Source organism: Corynebacterium sp. HMSC063G05 (assembly GCF_001810555.1).
GTDB lineage: Bacteria > Actinomycetota > Actinomycetes > Mycobacteriales > Mycobacteriaceae > Corynebacterium > Corynebacterium jeikeium_D.
In genome coordinates this window covers 87,549-99,507 of the sequence record NZ_KV801839.1, presented here as the reverse complement: position 1 = coordinate 99,507, position 11,959 = coordinate 87,549, and the positions used below count along the sequence as shown (strand labels likewise).

General features: G+C 58.7%; 9 protein-coding genes. 6 read left to right on the top strand and 3 right to left on the bottom strand.

Annotated features, from left to right (window positions below):
- Positions 1-128: 128 nt before the first annotated feature.
- Both HMPREF2751_RS01840 and acnA read right to left on the bottom strand, forming a co-directional pair.
- On the bottom strand, positions 129-695 hold the full coding sequence (locus HMPREF2751_RS01840; RefSeq protein ID WP_016422763.1) for a TetR/AcrR family transcriptional regulator: 567 nt from the start codon (positions 693-695) through the stop codon (positions 129-131).
- Between the two features lie 222 nt (positions 696-917).
- On the bottom strand, positions 918-3,704 hold the full coding sequence (gene acnA / locus HMPREF2751_RS01835; RefSeq protein WP_080971469.1) for an aconitate hydratase AcnA: 2,787 nt from the start codon (positions 3,702-3,704) through the stop codon (positions 918-920).
- A gap of 367 nt (positions 3,705-4,071) precedes the next feature.
- On the opposite strand from acnA, the gene HMPREF2751_RS01830 reads away from it, so the two are divergent.
- The 6 genes from HMPREF2751_RS01830 to HMPREF2751_RS01805 all read left to right on the top strand — a co-directional run bounded on the left by HMPREF2751_RS01830 (position 4,072) and on the right by HMPREF2751_RS01805 (position 11,006).
- Complete coding sequence (locus HMPREF2751_RS01830) at positions 4,072-4,581, top strand: Rv1476 family membrane protein (protein ID WP_070595244.1); 510 nt, start codon at positions 4,072-4,074, stop codon at positions 4,579-4,581.
- Between the two features lie 630 nt (positions 4,582-5,211).
- Positions 5,212-6,813, top strand: a complete 1,602-nt coding sequence (locus HMPREF2751_RS01825) for a DIP1281 family NlpC/P60 protein (protein WP_070595242.1) — start codon at positions 5,212-5,214, stop codon at positions 6,811-6,813.
- A gap of 54 nt (positions 6,814-6,867) precedes the next feature.
- A complete protein-coding gene (locus tag HMPREF2751_RS01820) occupies positions 6,868-7,872 on the top strand; it encodes an AAA family ATPase (RefSeq protein WP_016422767.1) in 1,005 nt (334 codons plus the stop codon).
- On the top strand, positions 7,872-8,720 hold the full coding sequence (locus tag HMPREF2751_RS01815) for a DUF58 domain-containing protein (protein WP_016422768.1): 849 nt from the start codon (positions 7,872-7,874) through the stop codon (positions 8,718-8,720). The genes HMPREF2751_RS01820 and HMPREF2751_RS01815 overlap by 1 nt, the downstream gene beginning before the upstream one ends.
- Before the next feature lie 115 nt (positions 8,721-8,835).
- Positions 8,836-9,828 carry a VWA domain-containing protein gene (locus tag HMPREF2751_RS01810; RefSeq protein WP_049190713.1) on the top strand — a complete coding sequence of 331 codons (993 nt, stop codon included), beginning with the start codon at positions 8,836-8,838 and terminating at the stop codon, positions 9,826-9,828.
- 119 nt (positions 9,829-9,947) lie between these two features.
- Positions 9,948-11,006 (top strand): ferrochelatase, encoded by a 1,059-nt coding sequence (locus tag HMPREF2751_RS01805; protein WP_070595240.1) that lies wholly within the window; start codon positions 9,948-9,950, stop codon positions 11,004-11,006.
- A 40-nt stretch (positions 11,007-11,046) separates the two neighbouring features.
- Here HMPREF2751_RS01805 and HMPREF2751_RS01800 read toward each other — a convergent pair whose 3' ends face one another.
- Positions 11,047-11,904, bottom strand: a complete 858-nt coding sequence (locus HMPREF2751_RS01800) for a hypothetical protein (protein WP_016422771.1) — start codon at positions 11,902-11,904, stop codon at positions 11,047-11,049.
- Positions 11,905-11,959: the final 55 nt, after the last annotated feature.

Below are 11,959 nucleotides of genomic sequence, written 5' to 3'. Positions count from 1 at the left end.
GTCCATATTGAGTGAAATCTATGCATCTTCACCGGTCAAACGGGGTAAATGCACGGCAGAAAGCCGAAACCCGCTCCCGTATTAGGGGAGCGGGTGGTACGTAACGCTATCAGGCCTAGCCTGAGTGGCTAGTCCTTGCGCCGTAAGCTGTCTTCAACTAAATCAAGCACGGAATCCAATTCGTCGACAGTGCGACCAGATGCCAGACGAACGATGATGCCATCGAGCATCAGCTCGAGAAAAAGCTGCATCGTGCGAACCGAATAATCCGACCGTAGGGAGCCGGATGAGGATGTCTGGGTCAATCGGTGGGCAACAGCGTCATCCAATTGATCCTGATGGCCCAACCATTGGCCCTTAAACTCCGGATCGCTGCGAAGGCGACGGGCAATCTCAAGGCGAGTTCCCAGCCAGCCATGCTTGTCTGGGTTCGCCACGATATCACGCATTACTTCCACTAAGCCGGAAGCCTCCGCGACTTCCGCCATATTTGCGGCATCTTCTTCGGCCAATGCTAAGAACAGACCTTCTTTGGATCCGAAGTGATGGAAAATAGCACCGCGAGACTTACCGGTAGCGGACTCCAGACGAGAGACCGTTGCGCCGTCGTAGCCGAATTCTGCAAAGCACTGCCGAGCGCCGTCGAGAATTTCGTGCCGCCGTTGAGCTAAATCCTGGTTACTCACTTTTGGCATAAGGAAACTCTTTTCTTGCCGGCGACGCCCAGGGACATGTTTCACTGCATGACGTGGCAGCGCCATTCCTATACTTCCCAAGCCTCATTTTGGTTGGGGTAGAGAAACCCGAGGCCGGCAGGGCGCTAGCCCGTGGGGTATGAATCCGCGGGCTAGCGCTACCTACCGGCCTCTAGAAGCGCTGCTTGTAACAAGCCCTAGCGCGCACGAGTCAAAGGGAAACTAGTTGCCCTTGATCATGTTGCGCAGGACGTACTGCAGAATACCGCCGTGGCGGTAGTAGTCAGCCTCACCAGGGGTATCGATGCGGACCACAGCGTCGAAGTCGAAGGACTCGCCGTTTTCCTTGGTAACCGTAACCTTGACGGTCTTCGGGATGGAGCCGTTGTTCAGCTCCTCCAGACCAGCGATGTCGAAGGTCTCAGTGCCATCGATACCCAGGGACTTCCAGGACTCACCCTCCGGGAACTGCAGCGGAACAACGCCCATGCCGATGAGGTTCGAGCGGTGGATACGCTCGAAGGACTCAGCGATAACAGCCTTGACGCCCAGTAGCAGGGTGCCCTTAGCTGCCCAGTCACGGGAGGAACCGGTGCCGTATTCCTTACCACCAACGACGACCAGCGGAGTGCCAGCCTCCTTGTAGTTCATGGCAGCGTCGTAGATGAAGGCCTGCGGGCCACCCTCCTGGGTGAAGTCGCGGGTGTAGCCACCGGTAACACCGTCAAGCAGCTGGTTCTGCAGGCGGATGTTAGCGAAGGTGCCGCGCACCATGACCTCGTGGTTACCACGACGGGAACCCAGGGAGTTGTAGTCCTTGCGCTCAACGCCCATGGAGTCGAGGTACTGAGCAGCCGGGGTGCCCGGCTTAATGGAGGAAGCCGGGGAGATGTGGTCGGTAGTCACCGAGTCACCCAGGGCAGCAAGGACGCGAGCGCCCTTGATGTCGGAAACCGGTGCCGGCTCCATTTCCATCTCGTCGAAGTACGGTGCCTTGCGGATGTAGGAGGACTTGTCGTCCCAAGCGAAGGTCTTGCCCTCCGGGGTCGGCAGGTTCTGCCAGCGCTCGTCACCAGCGAAGACATCCTTGTAGTCCTCGTCGTACAGCTCGGAAGAGATGGAGGCCTCGATGGTTGCTTCGATCTCTTCGGTGGACGGCCAAATGTCGCGCAGGAAGACATCGTTGCCCTCTGCGTCCTGACCCAGGGCGTCGGTTTCAAAGTCGAAGTCCATGGTACCGGCGATCGAGTAGGCGATAACCAGGATCGGGGAGGCCAGGTAGTTCATCTTCACGTCAGGGGAGATGCGGCCTTCGAAGTTACGGTTACCGGACAGAACCGCGGTAGCAGCCAGGTCGGCCTCGTTGATGGCGGAGGAAATCTCAGCCGGCAGCGGACCGGAGTTACCGATACAGGTTGCACAACCGAAGCCGGACAGGTAGAAGCCCAGAGCCTCGAGGTCCTTCCACAGGTCAGCACGCTTGAAGTAGCCGTTAACAACCTGGGAGCCCGGAGCACAAATGGTCTTGACCCACGGCTTAGCCTGCAGACCCTTCTCGACTGCCTTGCGTGCCAACAGACCAGCACCAATCATGACCGACGGGTTGGAGGTGTTGGTACAAGAGGTGATGGAAGCGATAGCGACCATACCGTGGTCGAGCGTGTACTCGCCGCCCTTCGGGGAAGTGACGGTAATCGGGGAGCTCGGGCGACCTTCAGCGCCGTTAGCGGCGGACTCGCCGTGGCCCTCGCGGGACTCGTTGTAGTCTGCGGCCAGCTCGGAGGTCGGTGCGGAAGCCTTGACAGCGCCCTTAATCTCGCCGTCGGAGTAGTTGTGCAGGTCCTTGCGGAACTGCTCCTTGGCGGAAGCCAACTCGATGCGGTCCTGCGGGCGCTTCGGGCCAGCGATGGACGGAACGACGGTGGACAGGTCCAGCTCGAGGTACTCGGAGTACTCAGCCTCCGGAGTGTTCTCGTCCAACCACATGCCCTGAGCCTTGGCGTAAGCCTCGACGCGCTCCAGGGTCTCCTTGTCACGGCCAGTCAGGGCCAGGTACTTGACGGTCTCATCGTCGATCGGGAAGATTGCGGCGGTGGAACCGAACTCTGGCGACATGTTACCGATGGTCGCACGGTTGGCCAGCGGCAGCTTGGAGACGCCAGCGCCGTAGAACTCTACGAACTTGCCGACGACGCCGTGCTGGCGCAGCATATCGGTGACGGTGAGCACAACGTCGGTTGCGGTAACACCCGGCTGAATGTCGCCAGTCAGCTTGAAGCCAACGACGCGCGGAATGAGCATGGAGATTGGCTGGCCAAGCATTGCGGCCTCAGCCTCAATACCACCGACACCCCAGCCCAGGATGCCCAGGCCGTTCTGCATGGTCGTGTGAGAGTCAGTACCAACACAGGTGTCCGGGTATGCCAGGCCGTTGTTCTCGAAGACAACGCGAGCCAGGTACTCGATGTTGACCTGGTGGACAATACCGGTTCCCGGAGGAACAACGCGGAAGTTGGAGAATGCGCCAGTACCCCAACGGAGGAACTTGTAGCGCTCATCATTGCGCTGGTACTCAATTTCGACGTTCTTAGCCAGAGCGTCTTCGCTACCGAAGGCCTCGATGATGACCGAGTGGTCGATGACCATCTCTGCCGGGTTCAGCGGGTTAACCTGATCCGGGTCGCCGCCGAGAGTCTTAACAGCCTCACGCATGGTAGCCAGGTCAACAACACAGGCGACGCCGGTGAAGTCCTGCATAATAACGCGAGCAGGGGTGAACTGAATCTCGATCGACGGATCAGCCGAAGGAACCCAGTTGGCGACAGCCTTGATGTGCTCCTCAGTGATGTTGGCGCCATCTTCGTTGCGCAGCAGGTTCTCACCGAGAACCTTCAACGAGTAAGGCAGCTTCTCCATACCCGGCACGGCGTCAAGAGCGAAGTAGTCATAAGACTTGTCTCCGACCTCAAGCTTGCGCAGGGCGTTGAAAGAGTTCTTGCTTTCAGCCACAGTCAGCTCCATTTCTATTCGGGTGAATTGTCGCCTTAACTGAAGAGTCCGGCACTCGAATTTCGGCTCTCCACAAGGCATAGGTGCGATCACGCCGCCCCTTATCAACCAATTAAAGCAATAATCACGACGCGGGGCACACGAGCCCACACACACGTTTTTAAGGAAGCGTTACCGTCCTTGCATCAACAATAACAGTACGAACGTTCTGTATGTAGATTGCTCGCGGCGCGCCGAGTCACGCTACCCCCGTTCACATCCAGAGCAGGCCATTATAGATAGGACAAACGAAGCAGCATCTCCGCCAAATTGGGGCGCGTGGAAACCATTCTCACGCAAAACAGGAGCACGATACGGAAGGCAATTAATGCATACGCCAGCAGATTCACAGGCAGCGAAAGAAACCGTCGCGAAGGTGGTCGCTCAGCTACGCACCGACAACATCGTGACAAATAACCCACAGCTCCGAGAAGCGGTCCAGCCAATTGTCGACGATGCAGCAAATCGGGGGGTGCCCAATTTCAATATCATCTACCTAGATAGCGAGAAGATTTACCCCGTCGCCGAACAAAAGAACACCGACATCTTTTCCTTTGCCCGCCAAGTAGCGGACCAAGTCGGCGGAACGACTGTCGTGCGCACACCGGGCAATGTGGCCACCGCATCTGCCGATTTCCCCCGCGCAGCCATTGAACGCGCCGACCACGCAATGATGGAGACTCCGCGAGACTATCCGGCGGGTCTCGATGCCTATTTGCACGAGCTCACTAACTACGTCGTTCCGTGGACTCTTTACAGCCTCATCGCAGGCGTCGTTATCGTCGCACTCTTCGTCGGGCTGACGTTCTACTGGCTACACACACGCCCAACCGCCTAAGAGTTCGCTTTACGACGGACGCTGGAGTTAACGGCCCCACTGAATACATTCACCGTCCCCGGTTTTCCACCCCACGGCAAGGGACAGGGTAAATGCCCCAAAAACTGGTAGCAGTGGAGAACTCAGTCACTATCTCAATTGGATAACACTGTTGCAGTCGCCGTAACCGTGTCAACGATTTTCGCCAAGGTCAAGCATGAGCGCTTGACCTTTTCTTATGCCCGTTACCCCAGGTAAAGGTCCGCGGCAGTCCGGCACGCCGATAAGTCATCACATAGTGACATAATTCACACAGAAAACTGGGGCTCATCATAACCGCAGGCCACGGCATATAACGAAACGGTTACAAAGTGGGGGACAGTTGGTAATTTTGTTACTTATGTTTTTTTAGAGCTTTTTGACCCGTAAAGTGCTTCGTGATGCCAATAGTGGACTCAAGGGTCCAGTATTGACCAATGAAAACTCGCGGGAGCGCCGCTGTTGCTTTTGGTTCTGGTTTCGGTTCGACGTTTTTCGATGTTCCACTCAAGACCTGGAGGCAACAATGGGAAGATATCCAACGATGGGGAAGTCGCTGGTGTCGATTCTGAGGCGTGAACGCACCCATAGGAGAAATGTAGGAGTAACGCGGTGCCGAGTAATCGCAAAGTCCGTGCATCATATTGGACTCGTCCAATTGCCGGTATTATCACGGCGGGTCTTCTGGCGACGAACACTCAGGTCGCAGCTGCACAACCACTGAATCCGAGCGACGCCCAGATCCGTCAAGCGCGTGAGGCGGCCTCTAACGCCGAGTCGTACTTGCAGTCCCTGGTCGCCGAGGTAACTTCCAGCGAGCGCCGGGTATCTGACCTCGAGCTACGCATGGGCACTCTCCGCGAGGATGTCAACAAGGCCATGGTGGACCTTGAGAACGCTCGAGATGCCGCTAACCGTGCGCGCGAGGCGGTCGACGAGGCGCGAACCCAACTCGACCGTTCCCGCGCTGAGCTCGCTAGTGCCCAGAAGCAGTTCGACGAGCTAGCCCGCACCATCATGCGCCAGGGACGTTCCAGTGGCTCGATTCTCGAGGGTGCGCGAGATGCATCCGAGGCTATTAACCGCCTGTCCGCCTTGCGTCGCGAAGCGGATCGTCAAGAGCAGACCGTTGACTCTCTGGATAAGAATCGCACCGAGGCTGCTAACCAGGAGTCCACGCTTCGCAAGAAGAGTGACGAGGCTCAGCAGGCGGAGGCCACCGCAAATCAGCGAAACACCGATGCTCAGAACGCGTACTCCGAGGCAAACGAGGAGCTTCAGAAGGAGCAAGCTGATTACCGGCAGGCTCAGGTCGATCGCGATGCCGCAAAGGCATCTTTGGATGCAGCCCGAAACGCGGTCAACGAGCTGAACTCCCAGCGCCAGAATTATGAGAACGAGCAGGCCCGCAAGGAAGCGGAAGACGCCGCTGCCAAGAAGGCCGCTGAGGAAGCCGCAGCTAAGACTCGCGCAGAGGCGCAGTCGAACCAGACTGATGAGGATTCCTCTTCTGAGTCCACAGATGAAAGCTCTAGCACCACTGGCTCCACTGGCTCCACTGGTTCTAACAGCTCTACCGACTCGGCTGGTTCGAGCAGCTCCACCGGCTCCACTGGCTCTAGCAGCTCCACCGGCTCCACCAGTTCCTCTGAGACGACCGAATCTTCGGACTCCTCTGAGTCCACCGAGACTTCGGAATCGTCTAGCACCGGCAGCTCGTCGTCAAGCGGCACCCCGGCACAGACTGTGGCGCCAACGAATCCGGAGACCGGTCAGAGCACCTCGGGTTCTTCCAGCCAGAAGGTTGAGACTGTCATCGCACGTGCGATGGGGCAGCTCGGTGTCCCATACGCATGGGGTGGCGGCAACGCCAACGGCCCGACCAAGGGCATCCGCGACGGCGGAGTAGCTGACTCCCACGGCGACTACAACAAGATTGGTTTCGACTGCTCGGGCCTGACTCTGTACGCCTACGCCGCTGTCGGCATTGACCTGCCTCACTACACCGGCTACCAGTACCAGCGCGGAAAGCACTACCCGGCATCTCAGATGAAGCGTGGTGACCTGCTGTTCTGGGGCCCGAATGGTCATGGCCACGTCGCTATCTACCTGGGCGATGGCAAGATGATTGAGGCACCGCAGTCCGGTTCTGTGGTTAAGATCTCGCCAGTCCGTTATAACGGAATGACACCGAACGTTGTCCGCCTCGTCTAGTTTCTAACGACGTGTTCTACAGGTCGGGCGACCGACCTAAAGAAGGGTTTCTCTGTGACCTACCCAACGCCCACTGACCACACGGACCTCGAGCGCGCATACGCGGAGCTGGGGAAGGTTGTGGTTGGCCAGGAGCACCTGATTAAGCAGCTCTTCATCGCGATGCTCGCAGGAGGTCATGTCCTGCTCGAAGGTGTTCCGGGTGTTGCGAAAACTCTGGCAGTGTCTACTTTTGCCACAGTGATGGGTGGGTCCTACTCCCGCATCCAGTTCACTCCGGATTTGGTGCCATCAGATATTGTCGGCACCCGGATTTTCCGCCAGGACACCTCGGAGTTCATTGTCGAGCCCGGCCCGGTCATGTCAAATATCGTGCTCGCTGATGAAATCAACCGCGCACCGGCGAAGGTGCAGTCGGCACTGCTGGAAGTCATGGCAGAGCACCAGGTGTCCATCGCAGGGGAGTCCACGCCAGTACCGGAGCCGTTTTTGGTTCTGGCCACGCAAAACCCAATCGAAAACCAGGGTGTCTACCCACTGCCGGAGGCCCAGCGGGACCGTTTCCTATTTAAGGTCCTCGTGGGTTACCCCACTCCGGCGGAAGAGCGGGAGATTGTCTACCGCATGGGAGCCACCCCTCCAGTCGCGCAGCAGATTCTCACCCCAGAGAGTGTTCGGGAACTGCAGCGCGCTACCCGCGAAGTCTTTGTCCACCACACACTGATTGACTACATCGTGGCCGTCATCGAACTCACCCGCAATCCGATGCGGGCGGAGTTGAAGGATGTCGACCGCTGGCTTTCCTATGGCGCATCACCGCGTGCAACTCTTGGTGCTGTCGCGGCCGCCCGCGCCCACGCGCTGTTTTCCGGTCGCGACTATGTCGTGCCGGACGATGTGGTCTCCGTGCTTCCCGACGTACTGCGTCATCGCTTGGTCCTGTCCTATGAGGGCCTGGCCGATGGCGTTACTCCCGAACGGATTATTGACATCGTGTTGTCTCACGTGCGCCTTCCCCAAGGCGCGAGCACTGGCTCCGATGAGGGCACTGCCTCCTAATGTCAGCTCGTGAAGACGATCTTGCACGCGTCCTGGCGTACTTAGAGCTAACTGTTACGCGTAAGCTCAACGGGCTTTTGCGCGGCAGCTTTCTCTCCACCGCTACTGGAGATGGCTCTGAGCCGGTTGGCTCCCGCGAATATGTCATCGGCGATGATGTTCGCCAGATGAACTGGGCAGTGACAGCCCGCACTGGAGTGCCGCACGTTCGCACCTCCGAGGCCGAGCGTGAGCTGGAGTGCTGGATCGTCGCCGAACCCGCCGCACGTCTGTCCACGGGATTGGCCGATACCACCAAACGACATCTGCTCACCGCCGCTGCCGGCGCTGTGACTATGCTTAACGACGCCCCGGGGTCCCGAACTGGATTAATCGCCGGTGGCACTCCAGTGCCCGCGGGCCAGGGCCGTGCCCACAGCTTGATGCTGCTCAAGCAGTTGGCTGACGCGACTGCTGAGCATAACCTCGCAGCGGATATTGACACAGTAATGACTCAGGCTCCGCGCGCTGGGCTGTTGGTTGTCATCTCGGATTTCCTTGGATCACTCGATTGGGCGCGCCCGCTGCGCGTTGCCTCGGCCTCGACAGAGATTATGGCGATTCGCCTGGTAGATCCAGCCGATGAAGCCCTGCCCGGCGAAGGCCCGGTGGTCATGGCGGATTCAGCAACCGGCGAGACCATTGAACTCAACATCAACGACAAGACCCGCGCCGAGTATGCGGCTCAGGCTCGTGCCCACCACGAGCGTGTAATCAATGAACTGCGCAAATGCCGTGCTCGCGTTATTACCTTGCGTACGGATTCCGATTGGGTACTGGATTTTGCTCGACAAATTGGCCAACATTAGCGTCTGAGTAACCGTTTGTTAGTGCTATCTTTTTTGGGCCACCGACTAACCGGCTATAGCCACTGGTTTATACGCGGCTGTTTAGGCGACTGGATGTGAGGAAACTGATACCGCGATGACGTTCCTAAACTCAACTTTTGCGCACCCAGGGTGGCTGCTCGCACTCGCTCTGCCTCTCGTGGCAGCCGTGGCCTATTGGATCAGCACTAAGCAGCGAAAGCAACGTGCCATTGCCTTTGGCAACTTCACCATCGTTGGGTCACTGGGGAATAAGTCGTCGGCACGCCTGCGCCATGTCGTGGCTATCAGTGCGCTGTTGTCGCTAGTTCTGGTCATCATTTCATTGGCTGGTCCGATTTCGGAGACCAAAGTCGCCCGCAACCGAGCGACGGTCATGCTGGTGGTCGACGTTTCGCTGTCTATGTCGGCGACAGATGTTGCGCCAGACCGCATCACTGCCGCTAAAGAAGCCGGCCAAGAGTTCGTGGAGAACCTTCCCGACGACCTCAATATCGGCCTGGTGACGTTCTCTGGTCGCGCTCGCACTGCTGTTAGCCCGACTACCAACCATGACACCGTGAATCGAGCGCTCCAGGCTGCTGAGTTAGATCAGGCGACTGCGACCGGTGATGCCATCGCAGCCGCGCTCGATGCCATCAATCAGTTCAGCGACTCAGTTCAGGGCGGGGGAGAAGGCGCCCCACCAGCTACAATCGTGCTGCTTTCCGACGGCAAACAGACCGTCCCACAAGAACTCGACGATCCCCGCGGCGCATATACCGCCGCCGCCGAAGCCGCCAAGGCCGGGGTGCCAGTCAACACGATTTCGTTCGGTACCGCGCAAGGCGCAATCACGGTTCAGGGCGAATTAATTCCAGTGCCTAACGACGACGATTCGCTGCGAGAAATCGCCCGTCGAACAAAAGGTGAGTTCTTCAGCGCTGGCTCCCTCGAGCAGCTCCGCGATGCCTATGGCTCACTGGAAGATGACATCGGTTACGAACTCAAGCGGGCCGAGAATCCGAGGCCCTATCTGATCGCAGCCTTCGCGATGCTGCTAGTGACCGTGGGCTCACTGCTTGTGACCAATCGTCGAATTCCGCAGTAGGGCTGGGTTAGGGTGCCGTCGTAAAGCGATTTGTATGGAACCCGATTGGCAGGAGACGCCGGGGGCATTGAGCAGTCGTCTTATGGAGTCCTCAGACTGCGCTACTAACATGATTAGCTATGTCTTCTGATAATTTTGACGCTATTTTGCTGTTGTCTTTCGGCGGTCCCGAAAAGATGGCCGATGTGCGTCCCTTCCTGGAGAATGTCACCCGCGGCCGCGGAATTCCGCCGGAGAGGTTGGACGAAGTCGGTGCTCACTACGCGCACTTTGGCGGTAAGTCCCCGCTCAACGATTTAAACCGCGAAATTGTCTCCAACCTTAAGGCTGAGCTCACTCGCCGTGGCTATGACTTGCCTGTTTATTTCGGCAATCGCAATTGGCATCCGATGGCTGAAGACACCGCGGCAAAGATGGCTGATGACGGTGTTAAGCGAGCGCTCGTTTTCGCCACTAGCGCCTGGGGCGGCTACTCCGGCTGCCGCCAGTATCACGAAGACATTGCTCGGATGCGCGAATCTCTGGGCGACCGTGCTTTTGACATGGAGAAAATCCGGAGCTTCTACGATCATCCGCTCTTTATAAAAGCCTATGCAGACGCAGTGCGTGAGGCGTTTGCCAAGCTACCGGATGACCGCCGTGAGGACGCCCGGCTTATTTTCACCGCTCACTCTATTCCGGTCTCGGCGGACAAGGCATCCGGGCCGGTAGAGCTCGGCGGAAATCTTTACTCCCGCCAGGTCAACGAAGCAGCACGGCTCGTCGCCGACGCAGTGGGTATCACCGACTTTGACGTCGTCTGGCAGTCCCGCTCTGGCCCGGAGCACGTGCCGTGGTTGGAGCCTGACATCGTCGACCACGTTGAAGCGAAGGTCGCCAACGGCCTCCGATCCGCAATAGTGTGCCCGATTGGCTTCATCTCGGATCATGTTGAGGTCGCCTGGGATTTGGATGCTGAGCTACAGGATGAAATGGCTCATCACGACATCGTCATCGAGCGTGTCGCAACGCCTGGCCCGACGGCTACTTTCACTGACATGCTCGTGGAGCTCATCGAAGAGCGCATCGCAGATGCCGAACCCCGCCGCCTGGGAAGTGAACCGCTACTCGGCTCGGCCTGCAACGGCGCCCCCTGCGCCGCAGCCTGTTGCACCCCGGCAAAGCGCCGCCCACACTGATTCCTTTGGCTTCAATTGGGCCGCAGGGCAGGGCAAATCTCTAGCGGGTCCACTCCTGAATCGCGTATTCCACCGCGCTCATCCGCGCCTGCCGGATCTTTCGCCACAGCGGGATGAGCTGCGCATCAAACGCGGCGCTGCCGTGCCCCGACTCGCTGCCCTGTGCCACCGCCAGAATCGACGACACCCGATCAGCTCTGGCGAGCACTCCCAGTGCACGGCGCGGCACATCATCCGGCACAAAAGCCATGTCCAGGTGATCATCGAGCATGCCGACCATCAGCCGGGGATCCACTTTCGGGGCACCACTGCTTGACGACGTCAGCGGTGAACGCGGCATCGCCGCAATCGTGGCAGCCGCAACCCGCGCCGCATCTGCCAGCTGTAAATCCGCCTCGCCAGGGGAGAGATAGGCCGGCTCGGGAATGTGGCCTTCCAGTGTGTACCAATGCCACTGCGGTAGGCCTGGCACCGGCGTTGTCACTGGTATGAGCACATGGTTCCAGCCCGGCTCCGCATCCGCAATCACAATGGCCGAGCCTGCTGCGCGTGCAGCTTCAGCGGCGTCGGTTCCCGCAGGCAGTGCAGGTGCATCACCGGGCCCGGAGAGAATGAGGCGGACGAGGGGACGGTGGTCACTGTGCCAATCTCCCGCTTCAGTAACCGCTCGAAGAAGGCGGAGCATGTCGCTTCGATCGAGATCAGCGTCGCAATCGATGACATTCGGAACCGTGGCGTCGGCAAGCACGAACGTCCCCGGAACTGACGTGGGTCCGCCGAGCGAGTCTAGCGCGTCGAGGAGATGATCGTAGTTTTCCAAACCCGACAACCACGCGCCCAGCCAAAGGGCGATGTGCTGAGTTGGACTCCAGACCTGGTCGAGAACACTGCGCTGCATAGTGCAGCTCATCCTAGTGCAGCGTGTCGTTGGTCCCGTAACCGATGCTGTTAAT

What these genes read in the sequence shown, in the direction of transcription:
- HMPREF2751_RS01840 (WP_016422763.1), bottom strand. Translation starts at nt 695, where the DNA reads ATGCCAAAAGTGAGTAACCAGGATTTAGCTCAACGGCGGCACGAAATT.
- HMPREF2751_RS01830 (WP_070595244.1), top strand. Translation starts at nt 4,072, where the DNA reads ATGCATACGCCAGCAGATTCACAGGCAGCGAAAGAAACCGTCGCGAAG.
- HMPREF2751_RS01815 (WP_016422768.1), top strand. Translation starts at nt 7,872, where the DNA reads ATGTCAGCTCGTGAAGACGATCTTGCACGCGTCCTGGCGTACTTAGAG.
- HMPREF2751_RS01810 (WP_049190713.1), top strand. Translation starts at nt 8,836, where the DNA reads ATGACGTTCCTAAACTCAACTTTTGCGCACCCAGGGTGGCTGCTCGCA.
- HMPREF2751_RS01805 (WP_070595240.1), top strand. Translation starts at nt 9,948, where the DNA reads ATGTCTTCTGATAATTTTGACGCTATTTTGCTGTTGTCTTTCGGCGGT.
- HMPREF2751_RS01800 (WP_016422771.1), bottom strand. Translation starts at nt 11,904, where the DNA reads ATGCAGCGCAGTGTTCTCGACCAGGTCTGGAGTCCAACTCAGCACATC.